The sequence below is a fragment of the Bacillus sp. RC252 genome (assembly GCF_044909215.1).
GTDB lineage: Bacteria > Bacillota > Bacilli > Bacillales > Bacillaceae_G > Bacillus_A > Bacillus_A mycoides.
This window is the reverse complement of sequence record NZ_JBIYDV010000012.1, coordinates 163,399-187,641: the sequence shown is the minus strand read 5'-3', so window position 1 is coordinate 187,641 and position 24,243 is coordinate 163,399. Positions and strand designations below refer to the sequence as shown.

Here is a 24,243-nt window from a genome sequence, read left to right as displayed (position 1 = left end):
ATTTAAAAAAGATGACTCCTGTTGGATACAGAAATCATCTTCTTGATGTTGCCTAACTTTTTTCAAAATGTCCTTTACAAAGGGTACAGATTAATATTCTTCCATACTTTTTTTGTTTGCGAAAAATATATTGATAGAATTGAGAGAATATTTTATAATTTTAAATTATATGTTTGTTTCGAAAAACGGAATTGAAGTTCCGAAATTCGGAACAAGAAGGAGATAGGATGAGTATAAATAAAACGGCAGTTAAGACAATGGATATTTTAGAGTTGTTTTATGAGCATGAGGAGCTAAGTTTAACAGAGATGGTTCAGCTTACGAGCATGCCGAAAACATCTGTTTATCGTTTAATTGGCTCGTTAGAAGAAATGGACTTTTTACAAAAAACAGAAAAGGGCAAGTATCGTCTCGGAGTCGTTTTTTTACGATTTGGTCAACTTGTTTCACAAAGGTTATCCGTAAGAAATATTGCGATTCCATATATGAAAGAGCTTAGAGATAGTTTAGGGCAGGCAGTTAATTTAATTATTCAAGATGGTAATGATGCAATTTACGTTGAAAAGATGGAAGGAGTTCAGCCAGTACGTGTTTATACGGCGGTTGGAAGAAGAGCACCGCTTTATGCGGGTGCATGTCCGAGAATTTTACTATCGTATTTTTCTGAAGAAGAGAAAAGAAAGTACGTAGAGGAAACTGATTTAAAGCAGTTTGCAGATGGAACGATTGTGAATAAGGAGCATTTACTAGAAGTGTTACATATGGCAAAACAAGCTGGATACACAATTAGCTATTCTGAATTAGAAAATCATACAGCGGCTATAGCAGCTCCGATTTTTACGAATGATGGAACGGTTGTAGCAGGTATTAGTATTTCAGGTTTAGCAATTGAGTATAGCGAAAGTAACATTTTATATTTTACTGCGAAAGTGAAAGAAACAGCATACCGCATTTCGAAAGAACTCGGCTTTTTGGCATAGAAAGAGGGAGTGGGATGAAATTTTCTGCGTTAGGGGATCAAGCAATTATTGTTACATTTGGTGAAGAAATTGGGATGGATATATACGAAAAAGTGCAGCGGTTATTTCAAGCGCTAAGGCGGCATCCATTTGCAGGAATGGTTGAATGCGTTCCGTCGTTTACTTCATTAGCGGTGTACTACAATTTGTACGAAGTATGGAAGAAAAATGATAGAAATATAAGACCATATGATTATGTTTGCCAGTATATACGGGAGCTGTGTGATTCATATAAAGAAGAAGTGAACCGAGATGTGAAACATATTTCTATACCAGTGTGTTACGGGGGAGAATATGGACCTGATTTAGAAGAGGTTGCGCATTATCAAGGATTACAAGTAGAGGATGTTATTCGAATACATAGTGAAACAACATATTTCGTGTATATGTTAGGTTTTACGCCTGGGTTCCCGTATTTAGGGGGATTACCGAAAGAACTAGAAACACCTAGAAAAGAAACACCGCGGTTACAAATTGCTTCTGGTTCAGTAGGTATTGGCGGAAATCAAACAGGTATTTATCCGCTTGAAACACCAGGAGGCTGGAATATTATCGGCCGAACACCTATTTCTCTATTTAATCCAAAAGAAGAAACACCAACATATATTCAAAGTGGTATGTATTTACGGTTTATACCAATAACAAAGGAAGAGTACGTATCGCTTGAGGGGGCTAAAGAATGGATGTAGAGGTTTTGCATGCAGGAATGTTTACAACAGTCCAAGATTTAGGACGATCTCATTATCAACAATACGGTGTACCTGTTGGCGGGGCAATGGATAAAAATGCGCTCAGGATGATTAATATGTTAGTAGGTAATGAAGAGAATGAAGCTGGACTTGAAATTACAATAATGGGACCTAAAATGTTAATAAAGAAAACGACATTGCTTGCGATTGGCGGTGCGGATATGGAACCGTTATTAAATGGAGAACGTATTCCATTATGGCGTCCCATATTAGCTGAAGAAGGAAGCATGCTTTGTCTCGGAAAAGCAAAGAGTGGTTGCAGAGTATATGTGACTTTTGCGGGTGGTATAAATATTGATCGTACGATGGGAAGTAAAAGTACTTACATACGTGCTGCTCTTGGCGGTATTGAAGGGAGAATGCTGAAAAAAGGAGATTATTTTCAAATTGGTACAGGGGCAGAAGTTGCAAGTCGTTTCATTCAAAATTTACAAGAAGAAAAGCGTATAAAAACGAAGTGGGCAATTTGTAACGATGCTTTACCAAAATATAAGAAGCATCCTATTCTTCGCGTCATAACAGACTTTGAATATGATCAATTTACAGAAGAAAGTATAAAGTCGTTTTTTTCGAAAGAGTATAAAGTGTCCAATTATGCTGATCGCATGGGATATAGGCTTGACGGAGATGTTTTAAATAGAGTTGAAGAGATAGAAATTTTATCGAGCCCAGTTACATTCGGAACAATTCAAGTACCAAATGGTGGACAGCCTATTATATTAATGGCGGATAGACAAACGACAGGTGGTTATCCGAGAATTGGAAATGTAATTTCAGTAGATTTACCTCTTCTAGCGCAGCTGAAACCAGGAGACTATGTAACTTTTGAAAAAATAACTATGGAAGACGCTGCACAATTATATATAAAGCAGGAAACAAGTATGAGTCTATTAAAGAAATTCATCGCTTTACGAAGCTGAGATTAGGAGGAAAACATCGTGACTACAATCGATTTAAACTGTGATTTAGGAGAAAGTTTTGGAGCTTATAAAATGGGGAATGATGATGAAATTCTTCCGTTCGTTTCCTCTATAAATGTTGCTTGTGGTTTTCATGCGGGTGATCCGGTCGTTATGAGGCAAACGGTTGAAAAAGCTCTGCAGCATAACGTAGCAATAGGGTCACATCCTGGATTTCCTGATTTAATTGGATTTGGGAGAAGGAACATGCATGTTTCAGCAAGTGAAGTATACGATTATGTTTTATATCAAATTGGCGCATTAGACGGATTTGTTAAAGCTGCTGGAGGGAAAATGCAACATGTAAAACCGCACGGTGCCTTATATAATATGGCGGCAACGGATTCGGAAATTGCGGATGCAATCGCAAAGGCAATTTATCATATTAACCCGGGACTATTACTTTACGGATTAGCGAATAGTGAGGCATTTATAAAGGCAACAGAAAAATATAATATAACTCTCGTACAAGAAGCTTTTGCTGATCGCACGTATAAGCAGGATGGAACTTTAACGAACCGTACAGAAGAAAATGCTCTTATAAAAAATGAAGATGAAGCAATAAAACAAGTACTTCAAATGGTGAAAGAAGGGTATGTAGAATCGGTTAATGGGGGGAAAGTAGCAGTTCAAGCGCAAACGATATGTTTACACGGGGACGGAGAGAAAGCAGTCCAATTTGCGGAAAAAATATACAGAACATTCGAACTTAATGGTATTTCTATATGCGCACCAAATAAAGTGAAACTTTAATTAGCGGGATTAAAAATGAGAGGAAGTGTTAAAATTGGTGAAATTAATTGGGATTTTACTTGTTGCGGTTGGGTTTTTATTTAGGCTAAATACACTGTTAGTAGTTATGGTTGCGGGTATTGTTACTGGTATGGTTTCAGGCTTAAGTTTTTATGATGTGATCAGCATGTTCGGTAAGTTTTTCATAGAAAACAGATATATGTCTATGCCAATCATATTAACTTTACCGGTAATCGGAATTTTAGAGCGTTATGGTTTAAAAGAAAGAGCAGAAGCACTTATAACGAAATCAAAAGGAGCAACAACTGGAAGAGTATTAATGTCATATTTTACGATAAGAGAATCATCAGCAGCACTTGGACTAAATATTGGTGGTCATGCGCAAACAGTAAGACCGCTCGTTGCACCGATGGCAGAAGGGGCTGCGCAAGGTAAATACGGTAAACTCCCTGAAAAATTGAGAGAAAAGATTAAAGCAAATGCAGCAGCTGCGGAAAACACAGCTTGGTTTTTCGGAGAAGATATTTTTATCGCAACTGGTGCCATTTTATTAATGAAAGGGTTCTTCGATTCAGTAGGTATGCATGTCGGTGTATGGGATATGGCACTTTGGGGCATTCCAACTGCAATATCTGCCCTTATTGTGAGCTGGATCAGGTTTAGAAGGTTTGATAAGTATATAGAGAAAACAATGAAGGCAGAAGAAAACCAAGAGAAGGAGGCTATATAAGATGAACATCATAACAATGGATACAATTTATTATGTATTAGGTATAATCGTTGCATTTATCGCTGTTCGTATTGTATTTGATCGTGAACATCCAAACCGATTCGGTTCTAGCTTATTTTGGGCATTGTTTGCAGTTACATTTTTATTCGGAAATGTAATCCCTTCGTTTTATGTTGGCTGTATTGTGCTTGTTATGGTTGTTTTAGCTTCATTAAATAAAGTAACAAAATCTGAGGAGAAAGAAGTACCAGTGCAAGAACGTGTGAAACATGCTGAGAAATTAAAGAATAAAATTTTTATGCCTGCACTATTAATTCCTATTTTTACGATAATCGGTACGTTAACGTTAGGGAAAATTAAATGGGGAAATGTCGCACTTGTTGATCCTGATAAAGTAACATTAGTTGCATTAGCGTTAGGGGCATTACTCGCATTCGTTGCGGCGATGCGTATTACAAAATCGAAAATAACAACGCCTGTTCAAGAAGGAAGTAGGTTATTACAAGCTGTTGGTTGGGCTGTTATTTTACCACAAATGTTAGCAGCACTTGGCGGTATTTTCGCGAAGTCTGGCGTTGGGCAAGTTGTTTCTGATTTAGTAGGACAAGTGTTACCGACAGAGTATCCATTCGTTGCTGTTATGGCCTATTGTTTAGGAATGATGCTATTTACAGTCGTAATGGGGAATGCATTCGCAGCGTTTGCTGTTATTACTGGCGGAATCGGCTTACCTTTAATTGTGCAAATGCACGGAGGAAACCCAGCAATTATGGCTGCACTAGGTATGTTTGCTGGATATTGCGGAACGCTGCTTACTCCAATGGCAGCAAACTTTAATATCGTACCTGCGATGCTTTTAGAATTGAAAGATAAAAATGCAGTCATTAAAGCACAAGTACCAATTGCTCTTTCCATTTTCATTATCAATATGTTTATAATGTACGGCCTTGTATATCGTTTCTAATTAGGAGGGTGAAACTATGAAAACAGTATTAGTAACAGGATTTGATCCGTTCGGGGGAGAAAGTATCAACCCAGCTTGGGAAGTAGCAAAAAGTTTGCATGAAAAAACAATCGGAGAGTACAAGATTATTAGTAAACAGGTTCCAACCGTATTTCATAAATCAATAAGAGTATTAAAAGAGTATATAGAAGAGTTGTCGCCTGAAATGATTATATGTATTGGACAAGCTGGGGGCAGACCAGATATTACGATAGAGCGTGTAGCAATTAATATTGATGATGCAAGAATTGCCGATAATGAAGGAAATCAGCCGGTGGATATGCCGGTTGTAGAAGAAGGACCTAATGCGTATTGGTCTACACTTCCGATGAAAGCAATCGTGAAAAAACTTCGCGAAGAAGGTATACCGTCATCTGTTTCACAAACTGCAGGTACATTCGTTTGTAATCATTTATTCTATGGTCTCATGCATGAACTAGAGAAACATGATAAGAAAATAAAAGGTGGATTTATTCATATTCCGTTCTTACCAGAGCAAGCGAGCAATTATCCAGGTCAACCGAGTATGTCACTTTCTACTATTAGTAAAGGAATACAATTAGCAGTTGAGATGACAACGGAAGTAGAAGTAGATATTGTTGAATGCGGGGGCGCGACGCATTAAATAAAGCGAATTGTACAACACCTATTGTAAACAACTGGTATAATAAGTATAGGAATATACATAGAGGTGATTTTTGTGCAATTTGAAGAAGTACGTTCAATTTTAGAAAAAGCGAAGGAAATTACAGTGTTAACAGGTGCTGGTGCAAGCACAGAAAGTGGAATCCCTGATTTTCGTTCAGCAAATGGATTATATGCTGATGCGAATGTAGAGATGTATTTGTCGAGAGGCTATTATAATAGAAATCCGAAAGAGTTTTGGAAGCATTATAAAGAAATCTTTCAAATTAATACGTTTCATCAATATAAACCAAATCGAGGGCATCGCTTTTTAGCGGAGCTAGAAGAACAAGGGAAAGACATAACGATTTTAACGCAAAATATTGATGGTTTGCATCAAGTAGGTGGTAGTAAACATGTAATTGATTTACATGGAACACTTCAAACTGCGCATTGTCCGAAGTGTAAAACGGGATATGATTTACAATATATGATTGATCATGAAGTACCGCGTTGCAGGAAGTGTAATTTCATTCTAAACCCAGATGTTGTTTTATACGGAGATACGTTACCACAATATCAAAATGCGATAAAACGTTTATATGAAACAAATGTACTTCTCGTAATGGGAACGTCATTAAAAGTGCAACCTGTCGCTTCATTCCCAGAAATCGCAAAGAGAGAAGTAGGCGCAACAACAATTTTAGTAAATGAAGAGTTAACAGGGCAAGAATACAATTTTGATTTTGTTTTTCAAAATAAGATTGGTGAATTTGCCAAAGGGTTATCTTCGATTAAATAAGTTTTTGTTTTCGTAAAGAAACTGAGGTGAATGATGTCTACCTCAGTTTTTTTTGTATGAATTATATTCATGTTATTGCGTATAAGGGGAATGGTAATAAATAGGATGAGAAAATCAAAAACTGAAAATTAAATCTTTTATTTCTTTTGTAATTAATATAAAATTCTATATATAGCATATAAATAAATTTAATACATAATGATTTTTGCGCAGAAATGTTAATAGAATGAAGCGAGGGAGCAAAATGAGACAGAAAAAGGAGAAACAGAAACAGTCGAAAAAGAAAAATACTCATATTCCGTTTCGGTTAAATGTACTATTTTTTATCGTTTTTCTTTTATTTTCAGCTATTATTATTCAATTAGGTAAAGTACAAATCATTGACGGAGAAACGTATCGAAATGAAGTGAATAAAAAGGAAGATGTAACGGTGAGTACTCCAGTTCCGAGAGGGAAGATGTTTGACCGGGAAGGGAAAGTTATTGTAAATAATAAACCGTTACGAACTGTTACATATACGAAGATGAAAGGAGTGGACTCAAAAGAGGTTTTAATAGTGGCAAGAAATTTAGCGCAGCTAATTGAAATGCCGCAAGAAGATATGGACAAGTTAACAGAGACAGATAAAAAAGACTTTTGGATGCAGTTAAACGAAAAACGTGCAGCAACAAAAGTAACGAAAGAAGATGAGAGTAAATTTAGGAAACAGGAAATAGAAGGGAAAGACTTAGATAAGAAAGTAGAAGAATTGAGACGAGAAAGAATTACACAAGAAGAATTAAACGAGCTTTCGAAAGAGGATATAGAAGTACTAGCAATTAAAAGCAAAATGAATGCGGGATATAAAATGACGCCACAAATCGTCAAAAAAGATGTAAGTCAAAATGAATATGCAGTAGTGAGTGAAAGATTATCGAGCTTGCCAGGCGTAGATACGACTGTGGATTGGGAGCGCGAATATCCAAATGACAAAATACTACGTTCTGTACTTGGTAGTGTTTCTAGTGAAAATGAGGGATTACCAAGGGAGCAATTAGACTATTATTTAGTACGAGATTATAACAGAAATGATCGTATTGGTAAGAGTTACATCGAAAAACAATACGAAGATGTGTTACATGGAACGAAAGAACAGTCTAAAAATATTACTGATAAAGCTGGAAATATTATTCGGACTGAAAAAGTGACAAAAGGAAAAAGTGGAAATAATTTAATGCTAACAGTTGATATGGATTTGCAGAAAAAAGTGGAGGAAAGTCTTGAAAGGAATTTAAGGGCATTTCATTCTTCTGAACCGATGATGGATCGTGCATTCGTCGTTATGATGAATCCGAAAAATGGTCAAATTCTATCATTAGCAGGAAAGAAAATTGTAAATAAAGATGGCGGGATGCAAATAGAAGACTACGCTTTAGGAACGATGATAAGTTCTTACGAGTTAGGATCAACGGTGAAAGGAGCTACGGTATTAGCGGGATATCAAACAGAAGCGATTAAGCCATATACGCATTTCTTTGATGCACCAATGTACTTTAAAGGAAGTTCGAAGCCGAAGAAATCGTGGAAAGACTTTGGAGATATTGATGATTTAAGAGCATTGCAAGTTTCATCCAATGTCTACATGTTTAATACGGCGTTAAAGATTGCGGGGATTGATTATGTACCAAATAATCCACTAGATATTAAACAAGAAGCGTTTAATAAAATGCGTTATTACTTTAGACAATTTGGTTTAGGTGTACCAACCGGTATTGACCTTCCAAATGAATCGATTGGTCAAATGGGTAGAACCGATAATATACCTGGTTTTTTACTTGATTATGCGATTGGGCAATATGATACATATACGCCGCTGCAGCTTGCGCAATATATGTCAACGATTGCAAATGGCGGTTACCGAATGAAACCACAAATTGTACAAGAAATTAGAGAGCAACCGAATAGACCAGAGGAAGTCGGGAAAGTTATGCAATCGATGGAACCAGTCGTGTTAAATCGAGTGGATATGGATCTTTCATATATAAATCATGTGAAAGAAGGGTTTAGAAGAGTTTTCCAAGAGGTAGATGGGACCGGTGCTGGAACTTTTAAAGGATTACCTTATAAACCAGCTGGGAAAACAGGAACAGCAGAGACAGTGTACGGTGGAGAAAGTGATATTGGAAGAGATGAAAACAACTATCGAAAAAAATGTTATAATTTAACTCTCGCCGGGTATGCGCCATATGATGCTGATCCGGAAGTTGCTTTTTCTGTTGTTGTGCCATGGGTAAATAATGATAAATCAGGTATTAATTCTGCAATTGGTAAAGAGGTTTTGGATGCATATTTTGACTTAAAAACGCAGAGATCGGGTGCAAGTCCAGTCCCAGTAGCACAACAGCCGGATAAGGTACAGTAAAAAACTTCAAATTGTAGTATATCACTGCGCAAATGAACAGGTGCAGTGATATATTTTTGAGCTGAAAAGTGTTTTAATAAGGTGGGAATGGATATGAAAGAGGAGAGTAAGAGAGGTTGGGGAAAGTACATACTATTTATATTTGTCCTAGTAGTAACGTACCAGTCTTTCACTTTATGTAAGGTGGAAGGAAAATCAATGCAGCCAACTTTACATGAAGAAGACTACGTATTTGTAAATAAAGCTGCGGTACATTTTTCTAGCTTACAGCACGGAGAAATCGTCATTATTAAGGAAGAGGATGAGTCGAAATATTATGTGAAACGCGTAATAGGGCTTCCTGGTGACGTAATTAACATAACGAATGGAACTGTATACGTAAATGACAAAAAGCAAGATGAACCTTATATAAATAAAGATTTATATAACAATACACAAGTGTTTTATAATTTTCAAAAGACAAAGATTCCGCCAAATAAGTTATTTGTAATGGGAGACAATCGTGAACAAAGTAAGGATAGTCGAAATGGTTTAGGATATATTGAAGAAGATAATATAATAGGAAAAGTGGAATTTGTGTACTATCCTTTTTCGAAAATGAAAATACTAGACTAGTTTAGTCTAGTTATTTTATTTTCTTCAAAAAACCATTCGGATTAAATGATATGAAAAATTTATGCTTTGTCTCATCTACTATGAAATTATTATTTTTTGTTAAAAATTCTTCCACAGCTTCCATCGGACCAGGGCCCCAATCAGGAAGAATAGGATTTCCGTTAATACATGTATCCTCGACGATCATGTAGCTACCAGTAGTTACAATTGATTTATATAATTGCAGTTCTTTTAATACATGTTCTTTACTATGATCGGAATCTAAAATAACTAAAATAACATCGTCAGGTTTTCGCATACTTAAAATAGTTTGGACAGCACTTACAGAAACAGAAGAAGCTGTTAAATACGTAATCCGATTATGTGATGGGCGATTTAGTTGCGGCGTTATATCAATAGTAAGAACGTGACCTTTTCCTATTAAATCTAGAATAGAAGCTAAATAAAGTGCGCTACCACCATGGAAAGTCCCGCATTCAATAATTAAATCCGGTTGTAAGTCGTAAATAATTTCTTGATATAAGAAAAGGTCAGAGGGAAGTTTGCAAATGGGGACACCGAGCCAGTTTGTACCGTTTGGCCATACATTGCTATCATAAAAGCATTTTAAAAATTCATTTCCTATGTTATCGATGTTGAATTCTCCTTTCTCAAAAGGATTCTTTCGTTGGACGTAAAGTGTTTACGTATGAAAGTTGTACTGTATATTATGTGAGGAGCAATGACAAGGAGAGTGTTTTTACGTGAAAATGATAAGAATTCCTCATGTAGAAAATGAATTGCTTACAGAAGAGGATGTAAAAGAAAGGAAATGACGATATGTATAAGTACACAATATGCTTCATTAGAAAAGGGGATAACATACTCCTGTTAAATAGAAACAAAAAGCCAACAATGGGAATGTGGAATGGCGTTGGAGGGAAAATCGAGGATAATGAAACGCCATATGAAGGAATAATTAGAGAAACGTTTGAGGAAACGGGTATAGAGCTTCATAGTGCAACGTATAAAGGGAATGTTATTTTTAAAGTCAAAGACGAGCCTCAGGATAGAGAGGGAATGTATGTATTCCTTACTGATTTACCAGATGGAGTACATATTGATACGCCAGTAAGCACAGATGAAGGTATATTAGAATGGAAGTCAATTGATTGGATATTAGATGGTGATAATAGAGGTGTAGTTAGCAATTTGCAAAGATATTTACCAAGAGTATTAAAAGAAGAAAACAATTTAGAGCATACATTCACATATGATAACCGGAATATTATTGATTACACAACTACACTTTTGACAGAAGATGATACGAAAAAACGATATGAAAAACATCTCATTTCTCAATAGGATAAGATGCGTTAAAATAATAAGAAAAAGCCAAGTCCTTTATTGGGACTTGGCTTTTTTGTAGGGAATGCTAATTCAAATTTTACTCTTCATAATTTGCTTTAATAATAAAGCGGTGTTGCTTCACATCGAAATATCCTTTTTGCAAGATGATTTCATGTATGCGATACAATTCCTCGGTATAGCTGTCTACTGTAAATTCAGGAATTTGCCACGGAATTGCTTGCAAGTAATAGACAACAGAACCGACATCATAAAAACGCTGAAGAGGGAACTCTTCCTTCGCTTCTAAAATTGTAAATCCGCTTTTTCTCAATTCACTACATGCCGTTTCGAGTGACCAACTTGAAAATTCGCTATTCAGCGGTGTGCCAAACTGCTCATTCAGTTCCGTACAATCAAGACCACCGACTTGTTGTGTAAGAAATGTTCCATTGGTGGAAAGACTTCTTTTCACTTCAGAAGCAGAATAGGATTCATGTTGATTCACAATTAAATCAAACTGACCATCTTGAAATGGTAAAGCAGTATCATCAGTCACTTCTACGACTATAACTCCTAAAGGTTCTAATTTCTTTCGTGCAATTGGGACATTCGGAGCATAGCCCTCAGTCGCATAAATAGTTGACGGGAACGGTTGTAACATAGATAAAAACTCTCCGCCACCAGTCCCCATATCTAGCATTGATTTTGCACGTTGCATAAGTTGGAAAGCAGTGCTACCGTATGACCATGATAGGGGCTCGCTATTCATACGGCCAGTTTCTGAAATGAAAGAAAAATCCCAGCCGCTAAAGTTAGTCTTTGCACTTTCTAATAGTGCTGAAAATAATGGATCACGTTTCATAATATGTCCTCCTATTTCGTTAATGAATGATATAGTAAGAACAGAGAAATGGAGGACCTCTTGTAAAGATGAAGAGGTTTTACGTTTCGTGTTCGAATAGATTCATACAAATTCGCTCCTTGCGAGAATAATTATTTATATATTCGGGATAATCGAGTGAAAATCCTTTGAACTATAAAGGGAAGGTAGATATTTAATGAAGAATTGGATTGAGTTTACAGACAAAGAGTACGACCGAATATGGGATAGGGTATATAGTGATTTTGAGTTTTCACCAAGTATGTCTATATTCCCATCATTTAAGGTGCCAAGTCCTTTTATAACATATGATATTTCTCATTACTTTGGAGAATCGGTAGATTTAAATGTATATGACGATCTGGAAGAAAAAGCATTACTAGTTTTTAAAGAGAATACAGTATCGAATGAATATATAATGGCACTTGATTGGCAACATGAATGTTACTGGGTAAATTCACATTTAAAGTTCGATAGAAATGAATTTGATGAGTGGACAATCCCGATTTTTCCAACTGGAGATTACTATTTCTTTATTCAGAAGGACTTTAAGTGGGGGTATTTAGGGCATCCGTGGGAGGAGAGTATAACGATATTTGGAAAAGAATTAATAGATGCTTTTGATCAACATAAACCGGAAATGTTTCATAAGATTTTAAGGCAGGGTTAATTTTTAAAAGAGAAAAAACGTTTATACTTCCAAATGAAGTATAAACGTTTTTATTATTAGCTGTTTTCATATAGATTGTTGCTTTCTTTACAAATACTTAAAAACAAAAATCTTTTGGTAAAGTGCCATTTTTTATCACCGTTCTTAATCCATGTTTCATAATCCAAGGATTAACAGGATGGTTTTTATCGAGTAATTCTCGCAACCATCGAAAAACGAGTTCTTTATCTTCTTTCGTAATATCATTAATGTGATTGGCTACAGATTTTTGAACATAATTAGAAGGGTCATTCATTAATGGCTCAAGAAGCTTTAAATTATTTCTGAAGTCACCTTTCAAAGCTCCTATTTTTTTTGCCCAAGGAAGTCTTGGCCTAGTACCTTCTGAAACTAATCTCCTGATGTGGCTGTTTTCGTCACGTAACCACTGTTGCAATATGTTCAAGGTTTCTTCATGGTATTTTTCAAGATAAGGACGAATGGCATATTCAGCAGTATTTCTTTTTGTTATTTCATACATTGCATTGAAGGAGGATTCAAAATCGTTAAGTCCATATTTTTCAACGTATTTTGCGATAGGCATATACATATAACCTTTTGTAAATGTGCCTACTTCTGTAGTATTTTCTGGTCCCAATGTTTTCAGTAATATATGTATTGCTTCATTAAAATCTTTTTGTAATGCATTGTGTAATTCATCTGCTATTACTTCTACACGTTGTTTTAACTCTAAATTTTCAACTTTACATGTTACAGAATCTACAAAGCTTTTTTTAGAGAAATTAGGATCATGTTTAGAAATAGAATCAGCCATTTTTTCTGCTAATTCTTCGTTAAATAAAAATTTTAATGGAACGTATTTACCCATTTTTTCACCTCAGTGGTCAAATAAAAACAATTTTTATTTTTTAACCGACAAGCCATAAACTAGAGTCTCACTAGGAGTCGTAATACTAAAACCTGTCGTCTTATAATCAAGTTTCACCGTATCACCAGTGTAATCTGTCGTGAATGAATCCATTTGTAAGATAAGCTCCGCATCTTCATATACAACATCATCCGCATTATATGTATCCCAAATTAAATCGACATCAACGAAAATACTGCAAGAGTTTGTCATAGTTCCTCTAATGCGAATGATCTTTTTGTCTTCACGTACTAGTCTATGTATAGCTGCTTTTGCTTCATCAGTAATACGAATGTTCATGTAATCCCAACCTTTATTTATATTTCCTCTATTATTGCAAAAACAGGAGAAATAGGGAAGGGAGAAGCATTGCATTAAAAAAACGAGCAAACAATTTTGTTTGCTCGTTTTACTTTATTTCAGTTCACATTTATCAAGTGGAATGACTTTCGTTTTCTTAGTAAATTTATAACCTAACCATAGTACTAAGAAGAGTGGTAAACCGATGTAAGAAACGAGTACACCGTTCCAGTCGATAGATGCTCCTGTAAATGCTCCGTAGTTTTGACCTAAAATAACAATAACACAAAGTGTAAATGCAAAGATTGGACCGAACGGGAACCATTTCGCTTGATATGGTAAATCTTTCAAATCTTTCCCTTGTGCAATATAGGCTTTACGGAAACGGTAATGACTAATAGCAATCCCTACCCAAGCAATAAATCCTGACATCCCTGAAGCATTTAATAACCAAATGTATACAACACCGTCACCGAATAAAGAAGCGATGAAAGCGACGCTACCAACTACTGATGTTGCGATTAATGCGTTAACAGGTACACCGCGGCTATCTAATTTCCCTAAGAACTTTGGTGCTTTTCCTTGGCGAGCTAAATCCCAAAGCATACGAGTTGATGCATACATTCCAGAGTTACCAGCAGAAAGTACTGCAGTTAAAATAACAGCGTTCATAACAGAAGCAGCGAAGGCAACGCCCGCTTTTTCAAATACAAGTGTAAATGGACTTACTGTAACATCACTTGCTGCAAGGCTTTCAGTCGTATAAGGAATTAATAAACCGATAACGAGAATTGCTAAAATATAGAATAATAAAATGCGCCAAAAGATAGAACGAATTGCTTTCGGAATATTGCGTTCTGGATCAGCAGTTTCACCAGCAGCTACTCCTAATAATTCAGTTCCTTGGAATGAGAAACCAGCAGCCATAAATACACCGATAATTGCCATGATGCCGCCATTAAATGGTGCATCTGCAACAGTGAAGTTTTTAAAGCCAACAGATTCGCCGCCCATAATTCCAAAAATCATCATAAAACCGACAATTAAAAAGATAATAATAGTAACTACTTTAATAAGTGCGAACCAATATTCAGATTCACCAAAACCTTTAACAGATAAATAGTTTAAGAGAAAAATAATAGCTAAACAAAGTCCACTCCAAATAAGAGAAGGGGTATCTGGGAACCAAAATTTCATAATTAATGTTACGGCCGCTAGTTCAGCTGCAATCGTAATCGCCCAGTTATACCAATAGTTCCATCCAAGTGCAAAACCAAGTGATGGATCAACAAATTTTGTTGCATAAGTACTAAAAGATCCAGTAACAGGCATGTAAGCCGCGAGTTCTGCTAAGCTTGTCATTAAAAAATAAACCATAATTCCAATTGCGGCATATGCGACTAATGCACCGCCAGGACCAGCTGAATGGATAACACCACCACTGGCAAGAAATAATCCGGTACCGATTGTACCACCGAGAGAAATCATCGTAAGGTGACGAGATTTTAATCCGCGTTTTAATTCACCTTGTCCTTGTGTAGTTTGCGTTTTAGAGGTAGATTGATTTGTTGCGCTATTCATGTTCAACACTCCTTTTCTTGTAGGTTAGGAAGGAGCGGGGGAGAAAAATACAAAAAACCGCCAAAGGAATTAGGCGGAACGTTTCACAAATAACCACCCCATCATACCCTTCCGTTAAGATAGCACACCACGTTTACACGGTAATTTTGTAAACGTGACAGTTCTGTTCCTTTCGGAGACAGCCCCAGCTCATATTTCCAGAGAAGAAATATAAACTTCGGCAACTTTTCCTTTCAAACGGAGTCAGTGACATTCGCTGTGTCTCGTCCATTTTACTTTTAAAAGTCGCAACCTCTACCTCATCGGATTGATGAGGATTTATATATTGCTAAGATATTTAATATATGGCAATTGTAATGACTTTCTGAATATATTGCAAGGAATTTTGTTAGGAAAAGTCAAAAAATATCGGTTATTGTATAGGAAACGCTTGCAAAACTCCACCCGAACCTACTATTATGTAGCAATAAGCAAAGAAAAAATTGTTATACAAATGTTTCGCAAAAAATATTGAAAAACCCTTTAAAATTAAAAGAAAATTCAGAAAATATAATTCGACATAAGTATCAGAAGGGGATTATTCCTTAAATTCGTTTCAAAGAATAAGTATAAATTCGATAAATAGAATGAATATTCTTTTTATTTCTGATAAAATTGAGGTATTGTTTAATTGAAAAGGGGATATCATTATGAAATTAGAAACGGAAAGATTATATATAGTACCGTGTACAGAAGAATGGATTCAAATTGCGGATAATCAAGGATACAATAGTGGTCCGCATATTGTAGGACATATAGAAAATATGAAACGAGATGCGGCTTCATTACCGTGGGGACCGTGGTATGTTATTCGGAAAGAGGATGATGTTGTTCTAGGTGATATAGGATTTAAAGGGAAACCGAATGAGCAACATACGGTAGAAATTGGTTACGGATTTATTGAGAAATATTGGAATAAAGGGTATGCAACAGAAGCGGTTAGTGAATTAATGAAATGGGCTTTTCAAACAGGGGAAGTGGAAACGATTATAGCGGAGACACTCCTTGATAATTATAGCTCTATTCGTGTCTTAGAGAAATTACATATGAAAAGAGTAAATAGTACTGAAACGATGGTCAATTGGAAAATAGAAAAATAAAAAATACCGCTCGAAGTAAATCGGGCGGTATTATTATTAATTATGGTAGCATTTGTTTTTGATCTTTCGGATAGCCGGCTGTCGATACGTTAGAACGATTGGAATGATTACGAACAGCAATAAAAATAGATATAATAACGACAAGACCAACTGCAACGTAAGAAAGTGAAATAATAGTTGGATCTACTTTAAATGTAGTAAGCAGTGTACGTATATTCGTAAAGATAATAAGTCCGCCAACGAGTACGCCAAGTAAATGAGAAGGAACGATGCGTACTAACCATGCGGCGATTGGTGCGGCAACAATACCACCAAGCATGAGGGCAAATACCCAAACCCAGCTTACTTGTTCCCAGCCAAGTGAAATGAAAAAGCCAATCGTTGCAGCGAGTGAAACAGGAAATTCACTCGTATCTACAGATCCAATAACTTTTCTAGCTTCATTTCCTCTTGCAAGAAGAACAGGTGTCGTAATCGGCCCCCAACCACCGCCGCCAGTTGAATCGACGAATCCAGCGAATAAGCCAAGTGGTACAAGTTGTTTAGCAGACATACGCTTATTTGAAGAAACAATTTGTTTTTGAATGATGAATCGTAATAAAATATAAACCCCTAAAGTAAATAAAAATATGGAAATGTACGGTTTAATTACATCACCAGGTAAATTGCTTAAAAAACATGCCCCAATAAATGCGCCAATTGCTCCTGGTAATGTAAGTCTGGAAACTGTATATTTATCAACGTTTCCAAATTTGATATGAGATGCACCAGAAGCGGCGGTTGTAACGACTTCAGCTAAATGAACTGATGCGGAAGCTACAGCTGGTGCGATACCAAACATTAATAATAGTGAGGTAGACGTTACCCCGTACGCCATACCAAGTGCGCCATCAATCAATTGAGCGAAAAATCCAATAATAGCAAAGACAATTAATTTCTGCATAAATAATCCCCCTGTAATAATAAATGAAAAAGACACTTTTCCCGTATGAGAAAAGTGCCTTTGGTTTTTCCAATCAGCAATAATTAAATTTGTTTTATTATAATACACATTAATCGTATAAAACAACTGGGTTTTAAAGTTTTTTGAATTGAACGAAAGAAAAATAAAATATACAATAAAAGGATGGAGAGAAAGGGGAGAAAGACTATGTTAGCATTTGATCATCTCGTTCACGCAGTGCATTGTACACCGGAGGAAGCAACAAAACAAATGCAGGAGCATGGATTTCATACTGCATTAGGCGGTGAGCATACGACTTGGGGTACTTGGAATAGTTTATGTTATTTTGATTTATCATATATAGAATTTTTAGCAGTTCAGCATGAAGAAAAAGCGAAAGAAGCAGAAAATCCATTAGTACAAGAAACAGTGGTGAAATTAAAAAATGGAGAAGGGATGCTACAAATCGCAATTCGAACAGATGCAATTGAAGAACTAGCAGTTAAATTTAGTAAGCACGGCTTACATACGATAGGACCATTTGAAGGGAAAAGGATGAGAAAAGATGGCCGGCTTTTAGAATGGAAAATGTTATTTGTAAAGCAAGAAGAGAATGGACCGAAATTACCATTCTTTATACAGTGGAATGAAACGGATGAAGAAAGAAGAAACGATTTACGTAAAATAGGGACGATCACTGAACATAAAAATAAAGTACAAGAAATTGAAACGATTCATTATACGGTGAAAAATGTTCGAAAAACAGTGCGGAAATGGAAAGAAGTAATGGAGCTAACTGCAAATTCAATCATACAAAATGAAGAATGGAATGCTGAGTGTCAAAGTGTATCGTTTGGTGATGTTCATGTGCAGTTTTGTGAACCAGTTGGAGAAGGGCTAGTACTAGAACGTTTGAAGCATCATGGCGAATATCCATTTGCAGTGGAGTTTAAAGGGGAAAATAAACGAGAGTATGAAGTGTTAGGTAGTTTGTTCGTATATTAATAGAGGTGAGTTTTGTGGAAGAAATGTTAAGAGAGATAGAAAGAAAACTAGAGTGGTCACGTATTGTAAAATGTACAGCTATTACAAAAGGTTTTTCACATGAAGAGAAGTATAAAATTGACCTAGAGAATCGAGAAACTTATTTTGTAAAAGTGTGTGATTCTTCTAATTATGAACGAAAACAAGAAGAATATATGTATATGAAACAATTGAAGTTATTACATATTCCAACGCCGAAGTTAATTCATTTCATAAAACTTGAGGAATTAAATAAATGTGTTCAAGTATTTGAATGGGTCCAAGGTGTAAATGGAGAAGAGAGTTTAGGTAAGTTATCGGTGAAAGAGCAGTATGCTGCGGGGAAAAGAGCTGGAGAAGTTTTAAAGAGAATTCATGCAATAGAAAAAGAGAATGTCATTGATTCGTGGGAAACGTTTCGGTGGAACAAGTACGAGAGATACTTGAAAGCATTAGCAGACTTAGAGGTAGACTTTCTCGATATGAAGCCAGTATTAACCTTTGTAGAAAATCATAAAGACTTATTGAAAAATCGGCCTATCACATTTTTACACGATGACTTCCATCCAGCAAATAGTATGATTCATAATAATGAATTTATCGTTATCGATTTTGGTGGATATGATTTTGGCGATCCAATACACGATTTTTATAACGTAGCGATTTTTACTACAAGAATAAGCAAACCATTTGCGGTTGGACAAGTTTACGGTTATTGCGGAGGTGAACCGTCAATCCATTTTTGGAAACTGTATTCATTATATGCAGCGATGACATTCCCAGCGGATATCGTATGGACAAACCGAAGCACGCCACACTTAGTAGATGATATGAAAGAGAGATTGAACCGAATTATAGAAGATCATAATCATTTTTCATCTTATATTCCAAAATGGTATCAATCACAACATGCGGATATAATAAACAATAAATAACGGAGGGATTCATTTGGATAAAATTGCGGTAATTTCAGATATACATGGTAATATTCCGGCATTAGAATCTGTACTGAAAGATATTAAATTAAGAGGAATTGAACGTATTATTTGTCTTGGAGATTTAGTAGGAAAAGGTCCTCATTCTAGCGAAGTAATTGAAATCGTTCGTAAAGAATGTGAAGGAACCGTAATGGGAAATTGGGATGATTTCATTACAAAACCGACTGAATTTGAAGCGTTAAAATGGCATCAAAAACAACTGTCAGAAGAACAAAATGAGTATTTAAGAAGCTTACCATTTTCAATTGAATTTTTTATGAGCGGCAAACTCATTCGTATGTTCCACGCTTCACCGAGAAGTTTGTATGAAAGAATTCAACCACACGCTTCAAGAGAAGAGCGTGTTAGTATGTTCGAAAATAGTGAGTTGACAGAGAATATAGAAGGGGAAAGAAAACCAGATGTCGTTTGCTACGGTGACGTTCATCAAGCATACATTCAAAATTTCAGAGGGAAAACGTTATGTAATGCTGGTAGCGTAGGAAATCCTCTTGAAATTACACAAGCTTCCTATTTAATTTTTGAAGGAACTTACAATGAAAAAGAAGCAGCGAGCTTTTCCATTCAACTCGTACGAGTACCATATGATATTGAATTAGCCATCCGACTAGCTGAGGAGCTTGATATGCCAGAAATTGAAGAATACAAGCAAGAATTACGGACTGCTTTATATCGAGGTTTTAAGGGGAAATAAGGAAAATATAAATCAATAAAAATATATCTATCATAACTTAAAATATATCAACGATTTTTTCAATATATCGATTTACCAACAAATAGCGACAAATTTAATTTAATGCAATTATATTATGTAAACAATATGCAGGAGGGAATGTCATGCTCCGAAAACAATATATGAAAGAAATTGCTAATCATATTTTAAAGTTAAATTTAACTCATCCAACAAGAGTTGGAGTGAGTGGTATTACAGCTTCAGGAAAGACAACATTTGCAAACGAACTGGCAGAGGAAATGAAAAATCGGGGAGTACAAGTAACACGTGCCAGCATTGACGATTTTCATAATCCAAGAGTGATTCGCTATATACAAGGTAAAGAATCAGCAAGAGGGTATTATGAAGATGCACACGATTATACAACTTTCAAAGAAAGGCTATTAAAACCTTTAGGACCTAACGGGAATTTACAGTATGAAACGATTTCTCATAACTTAATAACGGACATGCCTGTACATAATACGCCGCTAGTGGCGCCGCCAACTATGGTGCTAATAGTAGATGGAACATTTTTATTGAAAAAAGAAATTGAGTATCTATTTGACTATAAAATTTTCATAGATACAGATTTTGAGATTGCGAGAAAACGTGGTGCAGAGCGCGAGACTGAGGCTTTTGGAAGTTATGAAGAAGCAGAGGAAATGTTTATAAACAGATATCATGCGGCTTGTAAGATGTATATAGATGAGCATAATCCGAACGAATGTGCGAATGTTATATTTCAGAATAGTAATTTTGATGATCCGGTAGTTGTATTTAAAGGAATTTAAAATCGTTTATATAGCAAAAAGTTCGTGAAAGGGGATGTGCTGGGTGGATAAAAAAGATAATCCGAACGATTGGCCTGTATGGGCGAATGAGTCAGTAGAGATAGTTAATGCAAATCCTGATTGGCAAGATAAAGGCCGATGTGAAGAACGGCAACTTTATGAACTGCTTACTCCTCTCGGTATTAGCAAAGTAATACATATAGGAAGTACATCCATACCTGGTTTACCTGCAAAACCTATCATTGATCTAATGGCTGAAACAGACTCATTTGATAGAGTGCTCGATATTTCAGCAAAATTGGCTATATATGATTGGCATTATGTAGGCCCGGAATTAGATGAAAGACCTTGGAGAAGGTTCTTTGTGAAAGTGAAGAATAATAGGCGTGTAGCTCATCTGCATTTGATGGTTAAAGGAACTAAACGATGGGAGCAACAACTTTTATTTCGTAACCGCTTACGAGAAGATACACAATTAGTTTATGATTATTCAAATCTAAAGCAAGAGTTAGCAAAAAAGTTTAACCAAGATAGAGAAGCATACACAAAAGCTAAAACAGAATTTATTAAACAAGTTCTAAAATGATTTAATTTTTGATTGTAACTACGTTTGAATATAAATGAAAAAAACACTTTATTTTATAGCCTAAACTTACATGAAATGCATGTAAACAAAGTGAGAAGCTTTGGTGTTCCAATGTATTTCCTTTTATTTCTCGGGAGAAATTTATATAATTGAATCAAGTTCATAGAAGGATAGATACTTAGTGAAAATGATTTTAGAAATCTACTTAATTTTATGAAATGAATTGCAGGGAGATAAGGTAAAAGGGGAAATATAAAAAAATCTTTAAAAGGGGACAGGAAATATAATGACAGAAGTACAAGAACTAAAAGAAGAACTACAACAAATTAAAAATAACAATTATGCTGTACCAGAAGACGTAGACGCATATCCATATGCACAGTGGATGTTAGATTATATCGGATCACCTGATGCTGAATTACGTGATGATTTGATTTATAGTACGCTTCACACATGGATTACAAATGATGTATTTAGACAAAAAGAATTACGAGGATTAATGTTACAAGCAATTAGTCCTGACTATTTATTTTATAAAATTGGTGAAAAGGGAACAGACTCTGTTTTTAAACGTGCGTTCTCCGTATTAATTCCACCACTTATTTTATCTGTTCATGAAAGAGAACCGCTGTTATCTGAAGAACAACTGTACAGTGTGGCAGAACAAGTGCTGGAATATGTATATTTAGAAGAAGATGTAAGGGGTTACGTAGAAGGGAAAGGCTGGGCACACTCAACTGCACATGCTGCAGATGCACTAGATGCTTTAGCACGTACAATACGAAATCGTGAGTTTTCATATGCAATACTAGCTGCTGTTCGTCAAAAAGTTCGTATGAATGACTACGTATACATACACTTTGAGGATGAGAGATTAGTAACGCCAATTATGTCGTTACGGAACCAAAATCTTTTAACTGAAGAAGAATGGAGCAACTGGCTACATAGTATAGCAATTGTTGAAGATATCCCACATCCTCAGCATGATATTTTAGTACAAAATATTAGAGCTTTCTTAAGAAGTTTATATTTCAGAGTTTTAGAGACAGAGGGTAGTACAGCCTTTACAGATGATATATTGGAGACTTTGAAGGATTTGCGTAGGTATTAAAAAATCACTAGATGCCATTATAAATGAGCATGTAAGCAAAGAATAAGATTAAAAAACCGATTATACCTGTAGGTTCCCTACAAAAATAATCGGTTTTTTTAGTTGAATTGAAATTTTAGACTTAACTATACACGAGCTTATATGTAATAACGAATGTATTAAATATGTAGTTGTGGATTTTCCTCATATAAACTATTAACATACTGTTTTAAATTCTTGATGAATAATAGAATCTCTTGACTAGGCATTCTAGCATGTTGAAGATGAAATATGTTTCCTTTTCCGATTTCTAATTCACTTGAAGTCAAAGTAATAGGGATATTCCTAAAGACATGCCATGGAAAATACAAGTGTACAAAAGTTTCTCTAAAATATATACCTGATTGACAAATTAATACTCCATCGGATCCTTTACTCAAATTACCAAGGACAGATGTATCTAAAAAAGCAACGATTTCTTCTTCTTTTGAAACAATGTATCGTGCCCCAATTTCCTTTAATTTTTTGTGTGAAATATGAGTGTCTACAAATAATCCATTATCAGGTTCTAATAATTCATCGTACGTCTCAAACAAAGAACAGATTGATTTTATCTCATCAACTTTTATAACTGGATGTATATCATTTTGCTTTGAATTTTGGAATGAATTTGTAAGAGTTATAAGTAATTCTTTAAATAACAGTGGAGGATAATCACTTCCGTTAATATTAAAGCTTTTTTGTGCATTAAAAGATAAAAAACTATCTTTATCAATTTCAATTTGTTGCACTTTATTTAATTGATCCCATTTTATATTTCCTTTACCTAACAGCCAATTTTTCCAGTATAGACCTGAACTTGTAAAGTAAACCCCATATTTTCCTGATCCAAACAAATTACAACTTAAAAAAGCGATAATTTGGTCATCTGTTGGTATAGAAAAACGTGTATTTGCAATTGATAAGAAATCTTTAGGTATTCTAGTAACATAAAATCTAGACTGCTGATAGTCTAAACAAATATCAGTTAAACGATTAATATCTATATTCAACATAATCATTCTCCATTTCATATTTCTTTTCGATATAAATAAATTATAATATTACTAGGAAAATATTAACACTTTAATTAAGAGATACTCTATAGGATTCTAAAATGAATTTGTATTAGATTGAAAAAATTATGATTCGGGTTATCTTTTTGAGGGAGTGTATTTTTGTGAACTTGATGGAAGAAGTACATAAAACTAATACCTTCCAAACATACTAATAAAATATTTTGGAGGTGAGTTTTATGGATAAAAAAGACTTTCAAAAAGTTTATAATGAATACTTACATCAAGGAGAAGAGCAAGCTCAATTGGAAGTAGTCCAGGACCAGGAAGTCGATTCAGGAGCAGAACAAATAGTTGCCGTTCGTAAAAATGATGAAGGTGATTTAATTGCTTTTAAAACGAGTAGCGGAAGAGAGTTAGATTATATTACTGCTCTTGATGAAGCAAAATCAGGGAAGTTAGCTCATGTGGACGTATTTCATAAGTATGGTAGGGATATTATACGTAGTGAACCGGATGGTATAAAGGAAAATAACTTAGATAATTTACCGTCTTTTTAAACGGGTAAGCCTCAAGAAGAG

At 35.3% G+C, this 24,243-nt stretch carries 27 protein-coding genes and 1 riboswitch; of the genes, 20 read left to right on the top strand and 7 right to left on the bottom strand.

The window, feature by feature from the left end; genetic code table 11:
• Positions 1-227 precede the first annotated feature (227 nt).
• The 10 genes from ABH960_RS18360 (at position 228) to lepB (ending at position 9,655) form a co-directional block, all read left to right on the top strand.
• Positions 228-980: an IclR family transcriptional regulator gene (locus tag ABH960_RS18360; protein WP_002128000.1), complete on the top strand. Its 753-nt coding sequence runs from the start codon at positions 228-230 to the stop codon at positions 978-980.
• Positions 981-994: 14 nt separating this feature from the next.
• On the top strand, positions 995-1,708 hold the full coding sequence (gene pxpB, locus ABH960_RS18355) for a 5-oxoprolinase subunit PxpB (protein WP_404447346.1): 714 nt from the start codon (positions 995-997) through the stop codon (positions 1,706-1,708).
• Positions 1,699-2,688 (top strand): 5-oxoprolinase subunit C family protein, encoded by a 990-nt coding sequence (locus ABH960_RS18350; protein ID WP_404447343.1) that lies wholly within the window; start codon positions 1,699-1,701, stop codon positions 2,686-2,688. Before pxpB ends, ABH960_RS18350 begins: the two co-directional genes overlap by 10 nt.
• Before the next feature lie 18 nt (positions 2,689-2,706).
• Positions 2,707-3,480, top strand: a complete 774-nt coding sequence (gene pxpA / locus ABH960_RS18345; protein WP_404447340.1) for a 5-oxoprolinase subunit PxpA — start codon at positions 2,707-2,709, stop codon at positions 3,478-3,480.
• A gap of 34 nt (positions 3,481-3,514) precedes the next feature.
• Positions 3,515-4,210 carry a DUF969 domain-containing protein gene (locus ABH960_RS18340; RefSeq protein WP_002127994.1) on the top strand — a complete coding sequence of 232 codons (696 nt, stop codon included), beginning with the start codon at positions 3,515-3,517 and terminating at the stop codon, positions 4,208-4,210.
• 1 nt (position 4,211) lies between these two features.
• Positions 4,212-5,174, top strand: coding sequence for a DUF979 domain-containing protein (locus tag ABH960_RS18335; protein ID WP_404447337.1), 963 nt, complete (start codon positions 4,212-4,214; stop codon positions 5,172-5,174).
• 16 nt (positions 5,175-5,190) lie between these two features.
• Positions 5,191-5,838, top strand: a complete 648-nt coding sequence (gene pcp / locus ABH960_RS18330) for a pyroglutamyl-peptidase I (protein ID WP_404447335.1) — start codon at positions 5,191-5,193, stop codon at positions 5,836-5,838.
• Between the two features lie 75 nt (positions 5,839-5,913).
• Positions 5,914-6,639 carry an NAD-dependent protein deacylase gene (locus ABH960_RS18325; protein WP_404447332.1) on the top strand — a complete coding sequence of 242 codons (726 nt, stop codon included), beginning with the start codon at positions 5,914-5,916 and terminating at the stop codon, positions 6,637-6,639.
• 226 nt (positions 6,640-6,865) lie between these two features.
• Positions 6,866-9,040: a peptidoglycan D,D-transpeptidase FtsI family protein gene (locus ABH960_RS18320; protein ID WP_404447330.1), complete on the top strand. Its 2,175-nt coding sequence runs from the start codon at positions 6,866-6,868 to the stop codon at positions 9,038-9,040.
• A gap of 93 nt (positions 9,041-9,133) precedes the next feature.
• Entirely contained in the window at positions 9,134-9,655 is a 522-nt protein-coding gene (gene lepB, locus ABH960_RS18315) for a signal peptidase I (protein WP_404447327.1), read from the top strand.
• A gap of 10 nt (positions 9,656-9,665) precedes the next feature.
• On the opposite strand, the gene ABH960_RS18310 is transcribed toward lepB, so the two are convergent.
• On the bottom strand, positions 9,666-10,289 hold the full coding sequence (locus ABH960_RS18310) for a cephalosporin hydroxylase family protein (protein WP_404447356.1): 624 nt from the start codon (positions 10,287-10,289) through the stop codon (positions 9,666-9,668).
• A 185-nt stretch (positions 10,290-10,474) separates the two neighbouring features.
• Here ABH960_RS18310 and ABH960_RS18305 point away from each other — a divergent pair, with 185 nt between their 5' ends.
• Entirely contained in the window at positions 10,475-10,999 is a 525-nt protein-coding gene (locus ABH960_RS18305) for an NUDIX hydrolase (protein WP_404447324.1), read from the top strand.
• An 82-nt stretch (positions 11,000-11,081) separates the two neighbouring features.
• Here ABH960_RS18305 and ABH960_RS18300 read toward each other — a convergent pair whose 3' ends face one another.
• Positions 11,082-11,846 (bottom strand): class I SAM-dependent methyltransferase, encoded by a 765-nt coding sequence (locus ABH960_RS18300; RefSeq protein WP_404447321.1) that lies wholly within the window; start codon positions 11,844-11,846, stop codon positions 11,082-11,084.
• A 196-nt stretch (positions 11,847-12,042) separates the two neighbouring features.
• On the opposite strand from ABH960_RS18300, the gene ABH960_RS18295 reads away from it, so the two are divergent.
• Positions 12,043-12,534 (top strand): DUF2716 domain-containing protein, encoded by a 492-nt coding sequence (locus ABH960_RS18295; protein ID WP_002165521.1) that lies wholly within the window; start codon positions 12,043-12,045, stop codon positions 12,532-12,534.
• Positions 12,535-12,631: 97 nt separating this feature from the next.
• Here ABH960_RS18295 and ABH960_RS18290 read toward each other — a convergent pair whose 3' ends face one another.
• From ABH960_RS18290 to ABH960_RS18280, 3 genes are all read right to left on the bottom strand, one after another.
• The gene (locus tag ABH960_RS18290) at positions 12,632-13,402 is read right to left on the bottom strand and encodes a DNA alkylation repair protein (RefSeq protein ID WP_404447318.1); all 771 of its coding nucleotides are present in this window, start codon (positions 13,400-13,402) and stop codon (positions 12,632-12,634) included.
• 33 nt (positions 13,403-13,435) lie between these two features.
• Positions 13,436-13,741 (bottom strand): iron-sulfur cluster biosynthesis family protein, encoded by a 306-nt coding sequence (locus ABH960_RS18285; protein WP_404447315.1) that lies wholly within the window; start codon positions 13,739-13,741, stop codon positions 13,436-13,438.
• Positions 13,742-13,855: 114 nt separating this feature from the next.
• Entirely contained in the window at positions 13,856-15,322 is a 1,467-nt protein-coding gene (locus ABH960_RS18280) for an amino acid permease (protein WP_002013597.1), read from the bottom strand.
• Between the two features lie 112 nt (positions 15,323-15,434).
• A riboswitch (Lysine riboswitch) is annotated at positions 15,435-15,627 on the bottom strand.
• Positions 15,628-16,011: 384 nt separating this feature from the next.
• Here ABH960_RS18280 and ABH960_RS18275 point away from each other — a divergent pair.
• Positions 16,012-16,461, top strand: a complete 450-nt coding sequence (locus ABH960_RS18275; protein ID WP_002127978.1) for a GNAT family N-acetyltransferase — start codon at positions 16,012-16,014, stop codon at positions 16,459-16,461.
• A gap of 40 nt (positions 16,462-16,501) precedes the next feature.
• On the opposite strand, the gene ABH960_RS18270 is transcribed toward ABH960_RS18275, so the two are convergent.
• Positions 16,502-17,404, bottom strand: coding sequence for a sulfite exporter TauE/SafE family protein (locus ABH960_RS18270; RefSeq protein WP_002127976.1), 903 nt, complete (start codon positions 17,402-17,404; stop codon positions 16,502-16,504).
• 207 nt (positions 17,405-17,611) lie between these two features.
• On the opposite strand from ABH960_RS18270, the gene ABH960_RS18265 reads away from it, so the two are divergent.
• The 6 genes from ABH960_RS18265 to ABH960_RS18240 all read left to right on the top strand — a co-directional run bounded on the left by ABH960_RS18265 (position 17,612) and on the right by ABH960_RS18240 (position 22,628).
• Entirely contained in the window at positions 17,612-18,409 is a 798-nt protein-coding gene (locus ABH960_RS18265) for a VOC family protein (protein WP_404447311.1), read from the top strand.
• Positions 18,410-18,423: 14 nt separating this feature from the next.
• The gene (locus ABH960_RS18260) at positions 18,424-19,362 is read left to right on the top strand and encodes an aminoglycoside phosphotransferase family protein (protein ID WP_404447308.1); all 939 of its coding nucleotides are present in this window, start codon (positions 18,424-18,426) and stop codon (positions 19,360-19,362) included.
• Between the two features lie 13 nt (positions 19,363-19,375).
• Positions 19,376-20,119, top strand: a complete 744-nt coding sequence (locus tag ABH960_RS18255; RefSeq protein WP_219302922.1) for a metallophosphoesterase family protein — start codon at positions 19,376-19,378, stop codon at positions 20,117-20,119.
• Positions 20,120-20,262: 143 nt separating this feature from the next.
• Positions 20,263-20,931, top strand: coding sequence for a nucleoside/nucleotide kinase family protein (locus ABH960_RS18250; protein ID WP_404447305.1), 669 nt, complete (start codon positions 20,263-20,265; stop codon positions 20,929-20,931).
• A gap of 43 nt (positions 20,932-20,974) precedes the next feature.
• Positions 20,975-21,517, top strand: coding sequence for a GrpB family protein (locus ABH960_RS18245; protein ID WP_404447302.1), 543 nt, complete (start codon positions 20,975-20,977; stop codon positions 21,515-21,517).
• A 286-nt stretch (positions 21,518-21,803) separates the two neighbouring features.
• The gene (locus tag ABH960_RS18240) at positions 21,804-22,628 is read left to right on the top strand and encodes a DUF2785 domain-containing protein (RefSeq protein WP_404447299.1); all 825 of its coding nucleotides are present in this window, start codon (positions 21,804-21,806) and stop codon (positions 22,626-22,628) included.
• 158 nt (positions 22,629-22,786) lie between these two features.
• On the opposite strand, the gene ABH960_RS18235 is transcribed toward ABH960_RS18240, so the two are convergent.
• Positions 22,787-23,662 (bottom strand): hypothetical protein, encoded by an 876-nt coding sequence (locus ABH960_RS18235; protein WP_404447296.1) that lies wholly within the window; start codon positions 23,660-23,662, stop codon positions 22,787-22,789.
• 239 nt (positions 23,663-23,901) lie between these two features.
• On the opposite strand from ABH960_RS18235, the gene ABH960_RS18230 reads away from it, so the two are divergent.
• Positions 23,902-24,222 carry a DUF3892 domain-containing protein gene (locus ABH960_RS18230; RefSeq protein ID WP_201031315.1) on the top strand — a complete coding sequence of 107 codons (321 nt, stop codon included), beginning with the start codon at positions 23,902-23,904 and terminating at the stop codon, positions 24,220-24,222.
• Positions 24,223-24,243: the final 21 nt, after the last annotated feature.